This window comes from Thalassobacillus sp. CUG 92003 (assembly GCF_013618635.1).
In the GTDB taxonomy this organism is placed as follows: Bacteria; Bacillota; Bacilli; order Bacillales; family Halobacillaceae; genus CUG-92003.
In genome coordinates, this window is sequence record NZ_JABLSJ010000007.1 from 125656 (window position 1) to 145545 (window position 19890).

At 45.3% G+C, this 19890-nt stretch carries 20 protein-coding genes; 4 read left to right on the forward strand and 16 right to left on the reverse strand.

The genetic code is table 11. The features are described 5' to 3' along the window. Positions 1-341: 341 nt before the first annotated feature. The 6 genes from ilvD to HOP45_RS12385 form a co-directional block, all read right to left on the reverse strand. Positions 342-2036 carry a dihydroxy-acid dehydratase gene (ilvD, locus tag HOP45_RS12360; RefSeq protein WP_370458017.1) on the reverse strand — a complete coding sequence of 565 codons (1695 nt, stop codon included), beginning with the start codon at positions 2034-2036 and terminating at the stop codon, positions 342-344. Positions 2037-2222: 186 nt separating this feature from the next. After that, positions 2223-3536 carry a UDP-glucose dehydrogenase family protein gene (locus HOP45_RS12365; protein ID WP_181349601.1) on the reverse strand — a complete coding sequence of 438 codons (1314 nt, stop codon included), beginning with the start codon at positions 3534-3536 and terminating at the stop codon, positions 2223-2225. 12 nt (positions 3537-3548) lie between these two features. After that, positions 3549-4433 carry a UTP--glucose-1-phosphate uridylyltransferase GalU gene (galU, locus tag HOP45_RS12370; protein ID WP_181349602.1) on the reverse strand — a complete coding sequence of 295 codons (885 nt, stop codon included), beginning with the start codon at positions 4431-4433 and terminating at the stop codon, positions 3549-3551. Positions 4434-4561: 128 nt separating this feature from the next. Next, positions 4562-5035 (reverse strand): PssD/Cps14F family polysaccharide biosynthesis glycosyltransferase, encoded by a 474-nt coding sequence (pssD, locus tag HOP45_RS12375; RefSeq protein ID WP_181349603.1) that lies wholly within the window; start codon positions 5033-5035, stop codon positions 4562-4564. 15 nt (positions 5036-5050) lie between these two features. Continuing rightward, positions 5051-6136: a glycosyltransferase gene (locus HOP45_RS12380; protein ID WP_181349604.1), complete on the reverse strand. Its 1086-nt coding sequence runs from the start codon at positions 6134-6136 to the stop codon at positions 5051-5053. A 230-nt stretch (positions 6137-6366) separates the two neighbouring features. Then, positions 6367-6939: a histidine phosphatase family protein gene (locus HOP45_RS12385; protein ID WP_181349605.1), complete on the reverse strand. Its 573-nt coding sequence runs from the start codon at positions 6937-6939 to the stop codon at positions 6367-6369. Positions 6940-7170: 231 nt separating this feature from the next. On the opposite strand from HOP45_RS12385, the gene HOP45_RS12390 reads away from it, so the two are divergent. Both HOP45_RS12390 and murB read left to right on the forward strand, forming a co-directional pair. Next, entirely contained in the window at positions 7171-7977 is an 807-nt protein-coding gene (locus tag HOP45_RS12390; protein ID WP_219914600.1) for a helix-turn-helix domain-containing protein, read from the forward strand. A gap of 428 nt (positions 7978-8405) precedes the next feature. Further along, positions 8406-9323, forward strand: a complete 918-nt coding sequence (murB, locus tag HOP45_RS12395; RefSeq protein ID WP_181349607.1) for a UDP-N-acetylmuramate dehydrogenase — start codon at positions 8406-8408, stop codon at positions 9321-9323. Between the two features lie 422 nt (positions 9324-9745). Here the strand turns inward: murB and HOP45_RS12400 are convergent, their stop codons facing one another. Beyond that, positions 9746-10723, reverse strand: coding sequence for an HD domain-containing protein (locus tag HOP45_RS12400; RefSeq protein ID WP_181349608.1), 978 nt, complete (start codon positions 10721-10723; stop codon positions 9746-9748). A gap of 97 nt (positions 10724-10820) precedes the next feature. Between HOP45_RS12400 and HOP45_RS12405 the strand changes: the two genes are divergently transcribed. Together HOP45_RS12405 and HOP45_RS12410 are read left to right on the forward strand one after the other, a co-directional pair. Further along, positions 10821-11975: a GNAT family N-acetyltransferase gene (locus tag HOP45_RS12405; protein ID WP_181349609.1), complete on the forward strand. Its 1155-nt coding sequence runs from the start codon at positions 10821-10823 to the stop codon at positions 11973-11975. Between the two features lie 45 nt (positions 11976-12020). Beyond that, the gene (locus HOP45_RS12410) at positions 12021-12584 is read left to right on the forward strand and encodes a C40 family peptidase (RefSeq protein ID WP_181349610.1); all 564 of its coding nucleotides are present in this window, start codon (positions 12021-12023) and stop codon (positions 12582-12584) included. Between the two features lie 11 nt (positions 12585-12595). Here HOP45_RS12410 and HOP45_RS12415 read toward each other — a convergent pair whose 3' ends face one another. The 9 genes from HOP45_RS12415 to HOP45_RS12455 all read right to left on the reverse strand — a co-directional run bounded on the left by HOP45_RS12415 (position 12596) and on the right by HOP45_RS12455 (position 19847). Then, complete coding sequence (locus tag HOP45_RS12415) at positions 12596-13810, reverse strand: EAL domain-containing protein (protein WP_181349611.1); 1215 nt, start codon at positions 13808-13810, stop codon at positions 12596-12598. A gap of 129 nt (positions 13811-13939) precedes the next feature. After that, a complete protein-coding gene (locus tag HOP45_RS12420; protein ID WP_181349612.1) occupies positions 13940-14605 on the reverse strand; it encodes a reverse transcriptase-like protein in 666 nt (221 codons plus the stop codon). Between the two features lie 86 nt (positions 14606-14691). Then, entirely contained in the window at positions 14692-15216 is a 525-nt protein-coding gene (locus tag HOP45_RS12425; RefSeq protein ID WP_181349613.1) for a GNAT family N-acetyltransferase, read from the reverse strand. Positions 15217-15963: 747 nt separating this feature from the next. Beyond that, positions 15964-16335 (reverse strand): VOC family protein, encoded by a 372-nt coding sequence (locus HOP45_RS12430; RefSeq protein ID WP_181349614.1) that lies wholly within the window; start codon positions 16333-16335, stop codon positions 15964-15966. Beyond that, positions 16332-16907, reverse strand: a complete 576-nt coding sequence (locus tag HOP45_RS12435) for a GNAT family N-acetyltransferase (protein WP_181349615.1) — start codon at positions 16905-16907, stop codon at positions 16332-16334. Before HOP45_RS12435 ends, HOP45_RS12430 begins: the two co-directional genes overlap by 4 nt. Positions 16908-16934: 27 nt before the next feature. Continuing rightward, complete coding sequence (locus HOP45_RS21025; RefSeq protein WP_181349616.1) at positions 16935-18080, reverse strand: DUF2812 domain-containing protein; 1146 nt, start codon at positions 18078-18080, stop codon at positions 16935-16937. Then, positions 18073-18369: a PadR family transcriptional regulator gene (locus HOP45_RS12445; RefSeq protein ID WP_219914609.1), complete on the reverse strand. Its 297-nt coding sequence runs from the start codon at positions 18367-18369 to the stop codon at positions 18073-18075. The genes HOP45_RS21025 and HOP45_RS12445 overlap by 8 nt, the downstream gene beginning before the upstream one ends. Before the next feature lie 129 nt (positions 18370-18498). Further along, positions 18499-18972, reverse strand: coding sequence for a hypothetical protein (locus tag HOP45_RS12450; protein WP_181349617.1), 474 nt, complete (start codon positions 18970-18972; stop codon positions 18499-18501). Positions 18973-19061: 89 nt separating this feature from the next. After that, entirely contained in the window at positions 19062-19847 is a 786-nt protein-coding gene (locus HOP45_RS12455; protein ID WP_181349618.1) for a class I SAM-dependent methyltransferase, read from the reverse strand. Between the last annotated feature and the right edge of the window lie 43 nt (positions 19848-19890).

Below are 19890 nucleotides of genomic sequence, written 5' to 3' on the forward strand. Positions count from 1 at the left end.
CAGGCAACTTTCCGCCATTACGGGTCAACCTCAACTCGTTTCCAAGCAACTTTGCTCGATTTGCAGTCAACTCCTTTCTTTCACCTTAAATATTCTACGAATGCGCACCCCCTTCCTTCTCAGAACAAAGGCGCAAGCGCCCCGGGAGCTCCAACACGCATAAGCAAAACACCAGGAGGAAGGTGGTCTTTCCTTCCGCAGGGTGGGTTGCTTATGTCGCGAGGAGCTGGGCGCTGGAGCCGGACGTGGCTTATGAGGTATGTGTTATCCACAATGTCCAAATTTTATAGTTCCCAAGCAACAAAAAAGAGCCAGCTCATAAACAGCTGGCTCCCGTTCACTTATTCTAAGTTTTTATCCGTTACAGCACCTTTGGCTGATGAGGAGACGAGATGGGCATATTTCGCAAGCACCCCTGTCTTATGCTTGAGTTCAGGCTGGACCCATTCACGGGTTCGCCGTTCAAATTCTTCATCACTGACTGCAAAATTGATTTGCTGGGTTTCGCTGTCAATTGTAATCGTATCGCCTTCTTTTAATAACCCGATTGGACCACCTACATGGGCTTCAGGGGCCACATGTCCGATGACAAATCCGTGTGAGCCGCCGGAGAAACGCCCGTCAGTCAATAGGGCGACTTTCCCGCCTAAGCCACGGCCGACGATCATGGCGGTGATGGAGAGCATTTCCGGCATACCGGGACCACCTTTTGGCCCTACATGACGGACGACAAGAACGTCTCCTTCTTGAATTTCGTTATCCATGATCGCTCTCGTAGCATCGGCTTCACTATCGTAAACACGCGCTGGCCCTTCAAATCGGCTGATGGTCTGCCCGGACATTTTAGCGACCGCTCCCTCAGGGGCAAGGTTCCCACGCAGGACGACTAAGGGTCCGTTTGGTTTGATGGGATCGTCCAAGGAGCGGATGATATCTTGTCCCTCTTTCAACGAAGGCGCATCGCCCAAGTTTTCTGCTATCGTCTTACCTGTAACAGTGAGGCAGTCTCCATGAAGAAGGTCATGCTCATGGAGTAATTTCATGACGCCTGGCACACCGCCGATTTCAAATAAATCCTGCATGACATATTTTCCACTCGGCTTCAAATCGGCAATGTGAGGAACACGCTGACGCACCACTTCAAAATCATCCAAGCTCAACTCTACGTCTGCGGAGTGAGCCATAGCCGTCAAGTGCAGCAAAGCATTAGTTGACCCGCCGAGGGCCATCACAACGGTAATGGCATTTTCGAATGCCTTTTTCGTCATGATGTCGCGGGGATAAATGCCTTGTTCGAGCAAATTGATAACCATTTCTCCGGCCTGGCGGCATTCTGATTGTTTATAATCATTGACTGCCGGCGTTGAAGAGGAGCCGGGGATACTCAAGCCCAACGCTTCAACTGCTGCTGCCATGGTGTTTGCCGTATACATACCGCCGCAGGCTCCAGCTCCGGGGCAGGCATTGCATTCTACTTGATGGAGTTCTTCATCATTGATGATCCCTTGTTGATATTGACCGACTGCTTCAAATGACGAAACGATATCGATATCCTTTCCATTCAATTTACCTGGTTGAATAGTTCCGCCGTAAACATAGACGGAAGGAATATTCATGCGTCCGATGGCCATCACACAAGCCGGGGTCGTTTTATCGCAGCCGCCAATAGCCACCACGCCATCTAACCGTTCGGCATTCGTGACTGTTTCAATCGAATCGGCAATCACTTCACGACTCGGAAGCGAATAGTGCATGCCTTCGTGCCCCATCGCAATACCATCAGAAACTGTAATTGTATTAAAAATCATGGGAGCTCCGCCGTTATCAGCTGCTCCTCCTTTAGCGTCTCGAGCTAGCTGATCAATGTGGACATTACATGGTGTCACTTCACTCCATGTACTTGCCACTCCAATCATCGGCTTTTTAAAATCTTCATCTTCAAATCCCACAGCCCGAAGCATCGATCGATTCGGGACACGGTTTGGATCGTCACTTATAACTTTACTGCGAATGCGTAGATCCTGTTTATCTGCCAATTGACTCATCCTTCCCAAGGAGGTTGTTGAATTGATTCATTTTGACTACTTACAATGATGATACTAATTTGCAAGACGCTTCGCAATCAATATTCAGAAAATAACAATATTTTACTAGATTAAAGCGTCCTTTCGTTAAAGCATACGCATTTAGAAAAAAGCAGCCGGAACGACTGCTTTTTTCGCTTATTCTTTTTGGTTGACGGTCGGGCGGCCAATGGAATGGTATTCCAAGTCTGCTTGATTCGCGTCAGCCAGGGAATAGCAATTCCTCCCATCAAAGATAACCGGCTGTTTTAGTAAACGGCTGTAATTTTCGATCGAATAGTCTTTGAATTCCGGCCAATCCGTCATGATCACGACAAAATCTTTATCAGCTAGTGCCTCTTCGATTGAATCATGATAGATGGTTGCGCCAGGCAAATAGACTTTGGCATTCTCACTGGCTATCGGATCATAAGCGTGCACTTCCGCGCCTGCATCCACTAATTCCCGAACTACTTTGATGGACGGCGCATCACGCATATCATCGGTGTTCGGTTTGAAAGCCAGTCCCAACACAGCTATCTTTTTCGTCGTCAAATCAGTAAAACGATGTTTGATCTTATCGACGATGATCCGCTGCTGTTTATCATTCGTCTCAATGACACTTTGAATGATCGGCATGTTGACGCCGACATTTCTTCCAATGGAAAGTAGGGCCTGGGTATCTTTAGGGAAACAAGAGCCACCATAACCTACACCGGCATTCAAGAACTTGTTGCCAATCCGTTGATCCATGCCCATGCCTTCCGCCACGTTCTCAATGTTTGCCCCAAGTTGTTCACAGACGTTACTCAATTCATTGATAAAGCTGATTTTCGTTGCCAGAAAGGCATTGGAAGCATATTTGATCATTTCAGCGCTACGTAAGTCTGTTTTGACAATCGTCATATCAAAACCTTGATAGATACGAGCTACAGTAGCAAGCGTCTCATCATCTTCTGCCCCGATAATGATCCGATCGCCATTGAAGGTGTCATAAATAGCCGAGCCTTCACGCAGGAATTCAGGGTTCGATGCTACCGTCACCTGGACGTCGTTTACAACGTTTTCCCGGATGACTTTGGCGACATACTCATTCGTCCCCACCGGCACGGTACTTTTCGTCACGACCACCGTATCGTTTTGCAACGATTGCGCAATACTGCGGCAAGCCTTTTCTAAATATTGCAAGTCTGCAGAACCATCTTTTGACTGCGGCGTGCCGACTGCGATCACCACAACCTCTGCATCTTTCACACCTGAAGCATAATCAGAAGTAAAATATAAACGGCCAGCCTTAATGTTTTTTTTCATTAATTCATCGAGTCCAGGTTCATAAATGGGCGAATGGCCTTTTTTCATCGATTCGATTTTTTTTTCATCAATATCGATACAGGTAACCTGATGACCGACATCGGTCAGACACACACCGGTCACCAAACCGACATAGCCTGTGCCAATTACAGATATTTTCATGGTTTCACCAACTTAATTGTTAATTTTTTTAAGTTTGCGTTCAAGCAGGGCTTCAATATCCTCTTTTAAATCCGAACGGTTCAATGCAAAGTCGATCGTTGCATCAATAAACCCGAGCTTGTTTCCTATGTCATAACGGGCCCCTTTGAATTTGTAAGCCCACACCGGTTGTTTTGTATTCAAAATTTTGATCGCATCGGTTAGCTGGATCTCATTTCCTTTTCCAGGCGGAAGAGTTTCCAATATCTCAAATACTTCCGGCGTCATGACGTAACGGCCCATAATCGCAAAATTTGAAGGTGCTTCTTCCTTACTCGGCTTTTCAACGAGATCAGACACTTGAATCATATCAGAGTCTACTTGGGCTCCGTCGACCGGGCTGATGACCCCATAACTTGACACTAATTCCTCAGGCACTTCTTGCACACCAATAATGGAGGCATCTTTTTCATCATAAGCCTTGATCAACTGACCTAAGCAAGGGTCATCGGATTGCACAATATCATCACCGAGCAGAATGGCAAATGGTTCATTACCTATAAATCGACTGGCACAAAGAATGGCATGCCCCAGCCCTTTTGGTTCTTTTTGGCGGATATAGTGTATGTTGGCAAGATCTGAAATAGCCTGCACTTCTTTTAGCATCTCATGTTTTTCTTTTTCGGCCAGTTTTTCTTCTAATTCATAGGATTTATCAAAGTGGTCCTCTATGGCACGTTTGCCTCGTCCTGACACAATAATGATATCTTCAATCCCGGAGGCTACCGCTTCTTCTACAATGTATTGGATGGTCGGTTTATCCACGATCGGCAACATTTCTTTAGGTTGAGCTTTCGTGGCCGGCAAAAATCGCGTTCCCAGGCCGGCAGCGGGGATAATAGCTTTACGTACCTTCATACTTCCACTCCTTCATCTAGATTCTATGTAATCGTATCCTGTTACAGTTTATCATAATTTGAGAGCAATACATCAATTCGCACTTGGAAAATCAACAATCGATTTTGCAGTAATTGGCTTTCCCTCATTCAGTAGATACTCCCCCCGTATACGGCTTTAGGATAGACTTGCTTCATCGTTTCCCATTGGACGATAAACAAATCGGCAATCGGATAAACAATTTTACCCGCCAATGTCGGACTGGAGGATTTGGCAAAACTTTCGATGAAAATGACCTTCTTCCGGAATAACTTTGCGATATAGCACATCGGTACCGCTGTGTGTACACCAGTCGTAATCACCACATCCGGACGTTCACGCAAAAATATCACCAACGACTTGATGATATTATACGAGAACTTAAATACATAGCGAATGGGATAATTACGCGCGCCATAGACGAGCAACGAAGCAGGGTGCTGGTCTTTTAGTTGTTTCGTGATTTCGGATTTTTCAGTTACGAGATGGTAGTCATACATTTCAAATAGTGGTTTGAGTTGCAAGAGTTGAGTCAGATGCCCCCCGATGGAGGAAATCAATAATAACTTTTTATCTGTTTTCATCCGAATTCGCTCCGTTCATTGGTAAATCTCGGTTAAACGGGTAATGAGGTGTTCCATATCGTTCTTCTGTGCCAGCTTTTCACCTTTTTGTCTATAGGCACTTCTCATGGCTGGATCCTTTATCATCTCTGCCATAGCGGCTCTTAACGATTCGGTATCCCGAGGCGTAACCAAGCGGCCAGTGCCTTCACTCAACAAGTATGATAACCCGCCAACATCACTGCCGATGACCGGCGTCCCGCAAGACATGGCTTCAACAGCGACCAATCCGAACCCTTCGATATAGGATGGTAGGACAAATACGTCAACCGCTGCCATCCATTCGGCTACTTGCCGTTGATTCATCGGTCCGTGAATCTTTACATCGTGCACCTCATGATCCTGAACATACTGTTTCATCTCTTGTAAAAATTCGGGTTGTTTAGGCGAGCCGATAAAATGAAGCTCAGATTCAGGATGGTGCTGTTTCACTTGTTTGAAAGCCGCTAATAACTCCATAAGGCCCTTTTCTTTGATATAATTTCCCACAAATAAAAAGCGGAAACGGTCATGGGCAAGATTAAGGTCTTCCTGAGCTGCCTGTTTCTCCTTAGCTTGAAACACCTCTCTATCGACCCCCATACTCATCACGGAGACTTTAGCTTCATCCACTTGAAATCGTTGAATCATATCACGCTTCAAGCCTTCGCCTACCGCAATGATTTCATCCGCCTTATGAAGGATCTTTTTCGTCTGCTTAAAGAAAAAAGGACCTTTGTTCGGCATTTTATCAATGTCCCCGCCATGCGCTGTCACCACGAGCTTGGTCCCGAACAACGATTTGAACCACAAAGCGAGGAAGCCGCTCGGAAAGACGTAATGCGCGTGTATGACATCATAGGATTTCCCTTTCATGATCAGGATGCGCACAGTTTTCAACAACCAAAGCAGGTACTTCTTCACCACATGAACCTTACTCATCCTCGGGTCATGTATAGCGGCGACATCGACATCAAACTGGCGCTCGCGCAATTTTTCCACTTGATTTTTTACGAAAATTCCAAAGGTCGTATGGCGCTTCCCTGGATACATGTTTGATACAACAAGCATTTTCTTGTTCATTTTACCACCATCACTATTAGATTTCTTGACGCTAAAGGCTGAGTGGAATAACTCTGATAAGGGTCATCCCAATATGGTTCGTGTGCCCCTTAAGCTTTATGTGGGACTTCGCTACCGGGAATCTCATATTCTACTTCCCATTCCCGCCACTCTTTAAAACCAGTACGATAAAACTGCGCCGTTTTCCTTTTGTACAAAGAACCCCTTTTAAAAAACCAAGAGCGTCACTTCTACAAATGTTCGATGCAGTTATACAAATCTATGCACCACTTCTCGTCTCTGAAGCACACTTTCGAGAGAGACGTGTTGTCTAAAGACAATTCAGAGGGTTGATCCGGAGCCAATTCACTTAACAATTTCCGCAAAAAAGAACCGTGACTGACAATCAAAATGTTCTGGTTGCCATGGTGCTTATGTATCTCTTCAATAATGGAGAGCCCTCTTGCAATGACGCTCGCTCGTTTTTCTACTCCGAGCTCTTCATCTCGCCATGTTTCCCCCCATGCCTTTATTCTTTCTTCTTCGGTTGTGCCTTCAATTTTGCCTCCATCGACTTCACGCAACCGACGATCCAGCTTAAGTGTCAGTCCCTTGCTATGGTAAGCAATCCATTCAGCTGTTTCTTGAGCTCGTTGCAAGTCACTGCTGTATATCACGTCCCACTCCTCATGGCTAAGCCGCTTCGCCAATTTTTCTGCCTGGCGCCGCCCTTCTTCATTCAAAGGTATGTCTGATGTGCCTTGTGCTCGTCCCTCCTTGTTCCAGGCTGTGCTGCCGTGCCGAATTAATCCCAGTCTTGTCATTTCATTTTCCTCCTTAAAGCCTACCAACTGCAAAAGTCCTTCAATGCAAGCAAATTCCTCGCGATTCGTGCATCTTATTAAGAATATGATCGCTCCAATTGTAGCACATCAAACAACCGTGAACACTTTTCCTTAATTTGTAAGTGTGTATAGTATTTTGAAAATGGAAAAGATACAATAGACTTACGGATATGTTACTCTAAGGTAACAATCAGAAAGTAGGTGACGTCATTGCCGCGTGAGGAGGGATTGACCGTTACGTTCAAAGCCCTTACCCACCCTATCCGCAGAAGCATACTTGACCTATTGAAGGACGGACCTAAAACAACCGGCTACTTGAGTGACCAGTTTCAAGATGTCAGTCGGTATGCTGTGATGAAACACTTAGCCTATCTCGAAGAAGCTGATCTGGTTTCCGCTAGACGAAAAGGGAGAATACGTGAAAATCACTTGAATGCTCTCCCTTTACACCACATGTATGATCGTTGGATGACTCAATATCAGTCTGATTTGGCACGTTCTATATCAACAATCCAATCACATTATGAAAGGGGAACGATTTCAATGGCAAACGAAGGTTTCAAACATGATTCATTTCAAATTGAGCAGGAAGTTAAAGTGAAAGCACCCATTTCACAGGTTTTCACCGCTTTGACGGAAGAAATTGATGCATGGTGGTCATTCAGAGTATGCGGCGAGGGGTCAGAATTGCTATTCGAACCCAAACTAGGCGGACAATTTATTGAACGAAAATCCAATAACTATGGGGCGCTTTGGGGAACCGTCACGTTCATCCACGCTCCGTTTGAAATCCGTATGGATGGCATTCTTGGCATGAATGGAGCGGTAACGAGCAGCTATACGTTCACGCTTAACGAAAAAGGAGACGAAACAGTCGTATCCCTCTCGCATCATGCTGCTGGTCTGCTTGATCCGGATTGGCACCGTTCTTATACAGAAGGTTGGGAGGACCTGCTGCAAAAATATTTCAAATCGTACGTGGAAGAAGGAAAAACCTATAAAGACTGGGAAGCATAAGCGCCAGCAAACCACAAGACACTTCCTATCTCCCAGCACTTTGGCTATTGGGCATTTCGAACTGTCATGCCGTTTGCCAAAGTGCTTTTTTTACGCGTGCCATCGCGCTACCACTATTTTCAATCATTCCCGTCAATTCTCAGCAAGCACTCCCCCTTCACGGATCTACGTCTCTATCTTGAAGAGGCAATCTTCTACTCTTACACTATTTCAGTCAAGCAACCGATCAGACTCGACGGTACCGGGAAAGCGAGTTGATTCCCCAACCAACTCCAAGCCCCTTACAGGGAAAGAACATGCTTGTAATAGTCCGTTAACTTCAATTATATAACCTACATATGCTAATATATGAGAATAACGGAAAATGAAAAGGGGCAAAATGGCTCCTTGAGTCGTAAAATATTCTTTGAAATGGGAATGATGATGACATGAAACATGATGATATATACGAGCAATTAGTTAAATTAGTTAAATTTGGCAATATCAAAGTGAACGAGACGCTTAAAAATCATTTATATACCAGGCTCGGTGGCAAAGCCGATTTTTTTATTACGCCAACGACATACGAGGAAGTGCAGAATGTCGTTAAACTTTCTAATGAGGCAAACATACCCTTCACGCTGCTTGGGAATGGCTCTAACCTCATTATCAAAGACGGCGGTATCCGAGGTATAATCATCAACTTGAAACATTTGGACGATATCTCCACTGAAGAAAACACTCTCGTCGCCCAGAGCGGGGCGAGAATTATTGACGCCTCCCGTTATGCGCTGGAGCAAAGTTTGTCAGGTTTGGAATTTGCTTGCGGCATTCCCGGTACTGTGGGCGGAGCGCTTTACATGAACGCAGGGGCTTACGGTGGAGAAATCAAAGATGTGCTCGATTACGCTTATGTCGTAGATCGCGAAGGGAACTTAAAAAAGCGCCTGGCCTCGGAACTTGAATTGGATTACCGCACCAGCAACATCCCGGATAACGGGGATATTGTCCTGGAAGCAACGTTTAATCTTAAGCCGGCTAAATATGACGACATCAAGGCGGTTATGGATGATTTAACCTTTAAAAGAGAATCGAAACAACCGCTGGAATACCCTTCCTGCGGCAGCGTGTTCAAGCGTCCGCCGGGATATTTTGCCGGCAAATTGATTCAAGATAGTAAGCTGCAAGGAACAAATTTCGGCGGTGCAGAAGTGTCCACCAAACATGCGGGCTTCATCGTCAATAAAGATAATGCCTCAACGACAGATTATATTTCATTGATTGAACATGTCCAAAAGACCGTCAAAGAAAAATTCGGCGTCGATTTGGAACGAGAAGTAAGAATCATTGGAGAAGATCCGGAATAAAACGAAAAAATGTGCCTGACGATCACGAGCAGGCACATTTTTTTCTGTTTATTTATCCTCAGGATGTCCCCCGTTTCTCACTCGTTCGTGTCTCCCCGACATCAGTTCTTGGCTTATCTACACCGTTCCCGTCTCAAACCGCACAATTTGTTGGTATTTGTGTTGTTTATCTTGTTTAATTACGCGGTATAGGTTACGCATAAGCAAAAAAACTATAGCGAAAGGGAGAGAAACCGCATGAAAATTAAAGCATGCAGTTGGTCGATGTTAACGCCTCAGGATAAAATGTTCATTTTAAAAGCGGTCAGTCAGCGTTCCCAATTGTTAAAAAGTGCTTAAATTCCATCATCTCCTTAATACTTACAACAATTCCACTTGTCTCACCAGCCTCTATACCACCAACACCTCTTCCAATCCGGCCATTAAGTTGACTCTATTTTAATATAGACCCCTTCTTGTGCTTTCTTAAAAGCCTCTTCCCCCATGCTTTTGACTCGAGGGGATAAGGAAGAAGCTTTGATTACCTTATCTCCTTGCGGCACGGAAGGGTCGATTAGACGTGCTTTACTCTTACGGTGAATATCATAGTCGTTCCGATCTTCTCTTACCCGGACATTGCGATGAAGTTTTCGCAGTTGCTTATGGATCTCGGGATCTTCTGCGGAGCTTAGCTTATGCCATAATGCTTTATCTTCCCCTTGTAAATCGGCTAAACTGATCACTGATCGATCAAGCGCCAGCTTAATTGTATGGGCTAAACTATCATAGCCGTATATATTTAATGGATCCATAAAGAAACTGATGACTTCTTTGTAATACGTTTCAACAAACCATTCAGCCGCTGCCAAATGCTTCGGATACATGCGACCATCGATGACAACAAGATTGCCCAAAAATTTCACAGCTTCATCCAATGCAATATAGTCGTAATGGTACATATCACGCAAGGTATAATCGACACGATCGGCACATAGTTCTGGTGCCGGCTGCTCAAGCAGCGTCCACTTCGATTCATCCCACAACACGTCATGTTCCTGGTACCCGTGCCTTGCTAATATCCGTGGAATCTCAGAAGCCATTACGATTTGCTGAAAAATGGAGTCATGATAATCTTCATCCTTCCGATCCAGAGCAAAATCAACGACGTGGGAGAACGCCGTATGCGACACATCATGCAGCAAGCCTGCAATTTGTTCCTCGATTGATCCACCGAGTCGTCTGATCAATAGCATAACCCCGATGGAGTGTTCGTACCGTGTAACACACCACTTCTCATTAACTAAAAAACTGGCGCCGCCCTGATAAACGCCCTTCAACCGCTGAACCGGGGCACTCATGATAAGCTCTTCTAATACCCCTTCAATCACATATTCACCGTAAATCGTATCTGTCAGTTTCATATGTACGCCTTCCTTTCCATCCACGTTTTTTTGACTCTCGCAACGAAGTCCGGCACAATAAATCTATAATTGTGTGAGAAGAAAGAAGGAGTCGCCCATGAAGATTGTACCGATTGGACCCAATCACTATCGAGACGCCGTCCATTTATCAGCCTATGCCTTTCAAAGCCCTTTGACTGAAGAAACTATAACCGAAAAAATGAAACGCTATGAAACCGAATCATTATATGGCATTTTTGCTGAAAACCAACTTGCAGCCAAATTACATATACGTCCTTTTTCCATTTGGATGTACCAGCAAAACGTGATGATGGGCGGGGTTGCAAGTATTGCCACTTACCCAGAGCATCGGCGCATGGGGTTTGTCAAAGCGCTTCTCATCCACGCATTGAAGGAAATGAAAGATAACGGTCAGTGGATCTCTGTGCTGCACCCCTTCTCTATCCCCTTCTACCGGAAGTACGGGTGGGAGTTGTTTTCACATTATAAGAAGATGTCCCTCAACCAGACCGACTTACAACCAAAAGCACGGACGCCAGGTTACATCAAACGATTTACAAAAGATGCCTTTAATGACCATGTAGAAGAAATTTATCGGGACTATTCCCAGCAGATGATCGGGATGTTTGACCGCCCCACTGCATGGTGGAGGAACAATGTGTTGGATCGCTCCATCGGCGCAGTCTATTACGGGGACGATCACCAGCCGCTGGGTTATATAATCTATAGCATTGGCGAGGAAAGGATGGTCATTCCCGAATTTGTGCCGCTTAATCATGAGGCGAGGGAGGGTTTATGGAATTTTATTTGCCAACATGATTCCATGGTCACCGAAGTCGACATTTCACTCCACGCTGAGGACCCCTTATTATATACACTCGAGGATCCTGAGCAACCTGTGACCTACCACTTGTATGGAATGGTAAGGATCGTGGATGCGAAAAGCTTCCTGGATATGTTTCCGTTTCAATGGAAGCATGCGAATGAACGTCTCCGTTTTCATCTTCGAGACGAATATGCACCATGGAACAACGGCACCTTCCAAATGGACCCCCCTCGCCATAACAATCAAGAGAAACAGGACGTAATCGACGTAACGTTGACCATTAACAGCTTAAGCACATTATTGTTGGGCTATATGAGACCGAAGGAGCTTACGGCTTTGAATCTGCTTGACATTAACGAGCAAGACGTTTCTCGGCTAGAGCATCTCATCCCGCACGATCAACCAAACTTTCTTGATTTCTTTTAGCCTCCACACAAACGCACATTAATCTATGACTAAGGAATGAATACCATGGGCAAACGAACTGCTATATCTAGCTTAGGCATCTTATTAAGCGGACTGATATTGTTAGTAAGACCTAAAAAAGCGCAGGCACCTAGCTCTGGAAATGATGAGGAGTGCTACCCGGGAACAGCCATTGCGATTCAGCCTGGGGACTTACTTTTTTCTCCTATAGGAAAGCGTGATTCCAAATATGTCGGGCACGTAGGAATGGTCGACCATCATCGAAACATCGTCCATTCCATTCCCGCTGGCCTGGTGCATGATACGATTGCGGACTTTTTCCGTAAGTTCAGGGCGATTACCATCTACGCGCCAAAAAATATAGAGATGGGCAAACGGGCAGCCGATTACTTAGAAGACCTCTATACCACGTACCCGCATACTGAATACCGTGTTTTCACACCGCTGAAACATATGCCCAATGCTCAATATTGCACAAAAATTGTATGGCAATGCTATTATTACGGAGCTCACGTGAACCTCGGCCGTTTAATGGGACAAGCGAGAGCCATCCACCCTGTTTTTCTTAAGGATGGCCGTTTTTTGCATCGGAAAGGAAGGCGTTTATAGGTGTCTAAGTCTTAGATGAGAAGGGATTCATTTTCATAGATAAAGGAATAACAGATATCCACAAATAAAAAGTATTGCTCAGATAAAGGGAAGCTGAATGTCCGAATCATTTCCCGCGTTTCAATATCTGAATAATTCTCTGATAAGATACCTCTGCTCGATGTTCTCATTTCCATCGTATTCTCTAAGAAATAAGGACGAAACGCCCAATTCGATCCTTTTTTATCTGGTTCGGTTTCCCAGTTTCCTTCCCGTTTTCTAAAGTTAGCTGAAACTTGCTCCCCGTAACTGTTACACACAAACATACGGAAGCTTTCCGTGTTAAATTGAGCGGTGAGCGTATCGATAAAGGCATCAACCTTTTTGACCCCTCCCCATTGAGGGAGCAGTGATTTCACTTTCTGTTCCCAATGCAGAACATGGTTACGCCGATCTTCCACTAATGCTTTTTCACGTAAAATATAATCCGTAATTTTTTCGCTGACATTCACAGAGATGTGGTGCGCGTCTTTAAGCTCAAAGACCGGGCGGGCAAGATAAAAGCCTTGATAAAAATGACCCCCGTGTTTCCAGGCAAACTGCAGTTGAAAATTGTCTTCAATATTCTCGAATAACAACGCTGCACCTATTCGATGAGCTAACAAGGATAACGAGTAGATGATATCGTGAAAACCATCAGAGTCATTGTGACGGATGATCCCCGTATCAACTTTTAAAATGTGAGGCTCCAGCTGACGGATGCGATCGATGTTCGAGCTTTTAGCCCCGACATCATCAACAGCAATCTGGATGCCGAACGTTTTATAGTAGAGAAGTAAATGTATGAGCTCTTCAAACTCTTCGTCGAAGTCATGTTCTGTCACTTCGATGACAATCCGATTCATGGCAAATCCTTTTTGCTCGAACATAAGCAGCGATTCTAATAGGTCTTCGCCATTATTCACCATCAATTGCTTCGCATTTCGGTTGATAAACACATAACCTTCCGTATTGGTCTCAAGCATCTCCGTCATCACGATATGGAGCAGATGTTGATCGACTTCAACCTTGAATTCTTCCGGCACATCCCGGTTATGAAAAAAATCGCCGAGACTCAGCCATTCCTCACCATTCTGAATGCGGCCAAACGTTTCATACCCTGCCACCGAATGCCTGATGGCACTCACAATTGGTTGATAGACGGGTTTGATTTTATGTAAATCACTCACAACGTCTAATGGATCCATGCGCTTCCCCTCCATCTTCGAGGTCTTGAAGCGACCCCCGTTCATGTTAGGGTCGCTTTCCTCATTTTATCATGAGCAATACGGACAAGCATCAATAAAGGTCAACCCATGGCGAGTGAAACATCCTCGTTATGGCTCTGTTTTCACTTCTGTTGTACTTGTAATCTCTATTTCATTTAAAGCCTGCGAAGCTAGATGATCGGCCTCCCGATTCTTCTTTCTGGAGACGAGCTCATAATCAGGCTGGAGGCCTAATTGCTGCAGCTTGTTTTCTACGCGATCCGCCCAGGTTGATAATGCCGTTTCATAACAAGGCCACTCCCCATTCAACTGGTTGATGACCACCTGAGAATCACCCGCAAGCTTGACCTGCAAATGATGCACGCCCAACAATTCCAATTCCTTTAATCCCAGGTGAAGGGCAGCATATTCCGCTTCATTATTTGTATCGAGCTCTGACACTAAGGCATTTTTACGTATGCGCATTGACTTGCCGTTCTGCTCATAATAGATGGCACAACCTAACCCAGAGCGCTTCGTCTTGAGATCAAACCCGCCATCAAAATAGACCGTAATGTTATGGGGCTCGGTTTCGATACCTTTCATATACGCTTTCAGTTCTTTCATGGTCCACGTCTGATCTGAGCTGTCCACAAATGTCATGTGTTTGGCACGGCCGATTTTCTCTAAATCTTCAGCGATCAAAATGGCTCGACCTGCCCCCATTTCCTCGGAATTGAATGTTGCATCCGTGCCTTTAGGCGTCTTATAGATCATTTCAATTCTGACGTTCACATGATCACTCCTTAATAAGGGTCCGCGTTACCCTCGCTTTTCTTTAATTGAGGGGTCATGGCTAATCTTTGCATTCTGCTCGATTGCTATTCCGAGTCCCAGGTGTCGGTTGTGATCGCATAGAGATGCACGGTGTTCCCCTGATGCACGAGCTCTTGTTCAAAGGTCATGCCCGTTTTTGCGGCTACACCAATGGACGCTTTGTTCCCGGGTTGAATGATAGCGATCAGACGAGGCTCCCTTTGTGTTTCCAGCCCATGCTTAGTTAACGCCAGGGCTGCTTCCGTGGCATAGCCTTCTCCCCAAAATGGAGATGCGACCCAGTAGCCGATTTCGACTTCGTTTTCTCCATTGATGTGTTGGGGGATCAAGCCGGCATGACCCACTCGAACATGATCCCGTTTTCTAACGACAACGTGTAAGTCACGTGTCGAATCCGTTTCGTATGTTTGAAAAATCCAATCTAAAAAAGCCTTAACACCCGAGCTGTCTTTTGGCTGACCATTACCAATAAACCGCATCATGTCTGGATCTGAAAGCATCATCATGAGAAAATCCTCATCGTGATTGGTATAAGGCCGCATATACAGTCGGTCTGTTGATAATTCCATGAGGACACTCCTTTTTCTTAGGCTGTGTTAAAGTTTGTTGTTAATATTTGAAGTTTATATTTATATCGAAACTGAGCCTTTCGCTCTCGATTTCGAGGTGTTTGTGGGAGTGAAGGGCCGTTGGGGAAGGATTCGCTTTCCTGCGGGGGAACTGGCAAGCCTTGCGGGGTCTTGCCTTGCTCCTTCTAAATTATAGGGGTTTGCCCTCTAGATCAAAGGGGTGCCTTATTTGACCTATCCAGCTCCGGCGTCTAGCGGCTAGTGAGACTTCCCTCGCTTCTGTACGATAAGTCAACATCGAATCACGTCGTTCTTCGTGTTTCCTTTATCTCCTACAGCTCAGTCCAGTCCATACGCCGCTGACCAAGACGCCTCCGCTTTCAGAGGGGAGTCTCATCCTTCCCCAACGGCCCTTACCATATAGGCTTCTCGAAATCACTTGGTTACGAATCTGCTTACAGGGAACCGATAGCCCATATAATCACGAGCATGAAAGCTTTTTCAGTGCAAGCTTCCTGCTACGAAAAATAGTTTCGAGCACATTCCTATTGCATGGTGGCTTGGAAAACGGTGAGACGCCTGTGGGAATAACATGAGCGGTGAGATCCCGGAAGGCGTAGCCTGAGGAAGCTCACCCCATGCCCACGGAAAGCGATCCGTTTTCCCAGCCACCATCCGCAAACATAAAAGTCTCGAAACTGAGTCTAATCGCGCTTATGTAACGTCACAGGCGATATCACAGACATATCAGGTCAACCATTCTAACAATTCGATGCGATTACCAAAGGGGTCATATACGTAAATCCGGTTGGCTCCTGGCAAATTGTCATCGTCTACATAGGCGACCTTTTCACGTTTTAAGTGCTGCTTTAATGCATCAAGGTTCTCCACCTCTAAAGCAGGATGAGCCTTTTTAGCAGGCGTGAAAGGTTCTTCGATCCCGATATGTAACTGGTAATTGCCAAATGCTAACCATAGCCCGCCTCTTTTTTTCAATTCTGCTGGTTTTTCTACTTCTTCAAATCCCAAGATCGAGACGAAAAAATCGCGTGCGGTTTCTTCGGATCTTTCTGGTGCAGCTAACTGGACGTGATCAATCGCTTTAATCGTGAAAGTCATCTTAACATCTCCCCCTCTTTGGCGTTTTCCCATTCATAATCTAACAAGCTATAGAGTAACGAATCGCGCCACCCTTCCCTTAATAACACATCTTCCCGGATTCTACCTTCTCTGATCATACCGACTTTTTCTAACACCCTAGCTGACCTGCTATTCCTGGGATCACACGTAGCGTAGATCCGGTGCAGCTCTAACTCAGCTAAACTAAATTCAACCAGCCTCACAGCCACATCCGTCGCATAACCTCTTCCCCAATAAGCAGGGTTAATGATATAAGCGATCTCACCGACCCGATTGGTTCTGTCCCGTATATTAACCTCCCCCGCCCCAATCACATGGTTATTCCCCTGGTTTTCGACGGCAAATACATATCGGGAACGTGGTATTTCAGCAGCATCCTTCAGCACTTGATTAACAAAGGATTGCGTTTCAGCCACTGAATTCGGACCCCAGGGTTGATAGTGGCACACTTTTTCCTGAGAGGCATAAGCATGCACATCCTCCCAGTCTTTTTGCTCTAATTCGCGCAAGAATAAATGCTCTGATGGTGCGATCTTATTGATTTGATCCATCCTGACACCTCCGCATTTTCAGTCTAATCAGGCCGTGTGCTTCACTCTCAGATAATACCGGACGGATTTACTCACGATGATGGCAAATTCAATGATGACAAATCCGTAAATGAAAAAAAGCATCCAATCCAATCTACTCATGCCGTCTCTGTAAAGTGTAGTTACATTCAAGCCGATCATCGCAACATACATCAAAGCCAAAAGCCCAAAAGTAACGCCATGCGTCATAGCTACTCTTCTTGCGTGCCTTAATTTATGGTTGCGGTCGCTGTAAAATTCAGGACGGGTATCTTCATACGGTTTCGCCCAGATCGACCATTTTGATAGCGAGGAATTATTCGCAAACATAAGCTGCCAGCCTGCTTCATGATGTAAGTCAAAATAGCCATGGCTTTGGCCACGTTGATAATCGACCGTATAACAGACGTTCATCGGGGTTCCGTTAACAAATAAGAATCTAGTGCCCATCATACTAACCTTGGAAAGTTGGTACCCCTTTTTCTCCATTGTTTCCAACCACTTCTCCAGTTTGTCGGGAGCGTATTGCCACCCGAACTTCCATTTCACAAAGCTTTCTTGAGTGGAGTCACTGGCTCTTTGAGGGTAACGACGACTCGATTGCAGAGGACCTTCGGAAAGTCGTTTGTTCGATTTGTACAGTTTAATAGCCAAGAAAGGGACCCACGTCCACATGATGATGCCGACTGTGACCGTTACAATCCACATCGGACTTCCTTCTATCGAAACTGTTCCATCATTCAGCAGTGTCCAGGATGTAATGGTGGCAAAAAATAAAAGTGACAGCATCATGTAAGTCAACAAGCCGCCAATGACAAACAGTAGCATTCTGTTTCGGCTGAGCACCCCAATATGGAGCGGATAAGTATGGATATCCTCGGAGGGCGTGGCGTTCTGTAACACCTCCCATTTCCCGCTCGTCATAACGCTTTCCCATCCATCTTCTCTTAAGGATTCAGACAGGTTGGGTGTGTTCTTTTTATGATACGCCACATTGTATGTAACAGCTTCCGGTTCGGCTGGTTCAAAGAAAAAGAGACGGGTGTGCGTATGAAAATATGAAAAACGCCAGCCTTGATTTGCCATCGTGGTCAGCCACTGTTCCGTAGCTTCAATATCATAACTCCAAAATGGTTTGAATACTTTCTTACTCACGGAAATCCCCCTCGTATGTCATAGCGTTGGCATGGAGCTCCTTGATTCGTTCGATCTCATCATTGATTAAGGAGCGGCCCGTTGGCGTTATTTCGTAAACCGTTTTCCGTTTTTCATCCGAGAGTACAGTGATGATCCCATCTCGCTGCATTTTAGTCAGTGTCCCGTAAACAGTGCCTGATCCTAATCGAAGCCTGCCATTCGTAACCGTTTCAACATGCTTGATGATGCCGTATCCATGGCGTGGTTCAGTAAGAGAGAGCAATATATAAAAAGCTGTTTCTGTCATAGGTATGTAATGCTTTAACCGTTTCTCACGTTTAATAAGGTCCACCTGCCCTGCTCCAAATGATATATCACACTACGACTATATCGCAGCGTGACATAAATAGCAATATTTTTTCTGCTTCGCTCCCAGTTAGAAGACGGTCCCATTAATAGATCGGGCATTAACAAACGCGCCTGCTACACCTCCCTGGACTTCTGAAACCCACGCCATTACGACAATATCGCTATCCACACAAGGCAGCGTGACTGTGAAATTCGGACTGGTGTTGTGCTCTACCGAAAATTCTACAGGCTGCTGTACCCCGATTACACTATCACGCAGGATAGGTGTGGCCGGTACCACGAATAACCCTTCATCTGCTTCGGTCATGACTTGAAAAGCGATCTCGTATTTATAAGGAAGCGCAGTTTGTTCAACCTCCAGATCATCGCATTCAATCACAAAAAAATTCGATTGGAAAAACCCATCAAGCTTTAATGAGTGGCCGTGCAATTGCTCCGGTACACTCAAGCGCAGTAACTCTACGCTCGTTCCATCTAACGGTAACTCGATCGGTCGTTCTTCTTGAGTTGATATGACATGGGTTCCTTTATTTCTCCCCATTCTCTCACCTCCTTGCTTTTGAAGTATTACTAGTTTATGAATCTTCCCTTCTCAATGGTTGGATGCTAATTGAGAAACACGAAAAAACGTCAGATGTCTTGGGGGTTGGCTGTCCACAGCGTCCAACGATCTTTTTCTTCAATTTGCTCTTCAGAACTGAATTGACCATCGATATATGACATGAGTGCGTCTATGTCAGCGTCATGAAGTTCGTGTAAAATGGAGCGTCCTTTACGCGATTTTATATCGTGGAATAGCGCTTCTTTCGACTCATAGCATCGTCTCGTTTCCCAGAGCGTCTGTTCCTGAATGAGGTCAAAATGAGCCTGTTGCAAATGCTTGCTGACGTGCGCACTGGAATAGCGCCTCGTTCGTTCCAATGTCTTCAATTCAGGAAAGAGCGAAAAGAGGTAACCTCTTATATGAGTCCGACTGCCTGTTTGAAAACAGTCATCAGGCGTCCTGTCCTGAATGATCAGCGTGCCCTCCTGCTTAAGAATCCGACGTGCTTCATGCAGACAAGCTTGTAAATCATCAAGATGGTGTATTACAGCCCTGATTAACACCAAATCGTAACGATATTCAGGCAGCCCCGTTTGATAAGCATGGCCTTTGTGAAAGCTTAAATGCCCTTCATAACCATCAGCTTGTGCTCTGGCACCTGTGAGCATGGCTTCCGAAAAATCAACACATGTGACATGTGAGACCCCCAGGTCAACCAGTGCTTGCGCATATATACCGCCTCCGCACCCAATATCAGCGGCCATTTGAACAGAGGCATTCTCCAAGACCTCACGAATCGTCTCTTTCCAACTATCATCTACTCGTCTTATGTAACTCTGTTTCATACTCTCATCATGAAAATCAATCGACATGTTCATCCCTCCTTTTATCTGCTCTTTTAGTGTAAGCGAAATG

Coding starts and splice junctions, on each gene's coding strand:
- HOP45_RS12365 (WP_181349601.1), bottom strand. CDS start 3,536: ATGAAAATATCTGTAATTGGCACAGGCTATGTCGGTTTGGTGACCGGT.
- galU (WP_181349602.1), bottom strand. CDS start 4,433: ATGAAGGTACGTAAAGCTATTATCCCCGCTGCCGGCCTGGGAACGCGA.
- pssD (WP_181349603.1), bottom strand. CDS start 5,035: ATGAAAACAGATAAAAAGTTATTATTGATTTCCTCCATCGGGGGGCAT.
- HOP45_RS12380 (WP_181349604.1), bottom strand. CDS start 6,136: ATGAACAAGAAAATGCTTGTTGTATCAAACATGTATCCAGGGAAGCGC.
- HOP45_RS12385 (WP_181349605.1), bottom strand. CDS start 6,939: ATGACAAGACTGGGATTAATTCGGCACGGCAGCACAGCCTGGAACAAG.
- murB (WP_181349607.1), top strand. CDS start 8,406: ATGAAACATGATGATATATACGAGCAATTAGTTAAATTAGTTAAATTT.
- HOP45_RS12400 (WP_181349608.1), bottom strand. CDS start 10,723: ATGAAACTGACAGATACGATTTACGGTGAATATGTGATTGAAGGGGTA.
- HOP45_RS12405 (WP_181349609.1), top strand. CDS start 10,821: ATGAAGATTGTACCGATTGGACCCAATCACTATCGAGACGCCGTCCAT.
- HOP45_RS12410 (WP_181349610.1), top strand. CDS start 12,021: ATGGGCAAACGAACTGCTATATCTAGCTTAGGCATCTTATTAAGCGGA.
- HOP45_RS12415 (WP_181349611.1), bottom strand. CDS start 13,810: ATGGATCCATTAGACGTTGTGAGTGATTTACATAAAATCAAACCCGTC.
- HOP45_RS12425 (WP_181349613.1), bottom strand. CDS start 15,216: ATGGAATTATCAACAGACCGACTGTATATGCGGCCTTATACCAATCAC.
- HOP45_RS12430 (WP_181349614.1), bottom strand. CDS start 16,335: ATGACTTTCACGATTAAAGCGATTGATCACGTCCAGTTAGCTGCACCA.
- HOP45_RS12435 (WP_181349615.1), bottom strand. CDS start 16,907: ATGGATCAAATCAATAAGATCGCACCATCAGAGCATTTATTCTTGCGC.
- HOP45_RS12445 (WP_219914609.1), bottom strand. CDS start 18,369: ATGACAGAAACAGCTTTTTATATATTGCTCTCTCTTACTGAACCACGC.
- HOP45_RS12450 (WP_181349617.1), bottom strand. CDS start 18,972: ATGGGGAGAAATAAAGGAACCCATGTCATATCAACTCAAGAAGAACGA.
- HOP45_RS12455 (WP_181349618.1), bottom strand. CDS start 19,847: ATGTCGATTGATTTTCATGATGAGAGTATGAAACAGAGTTACATAAGA.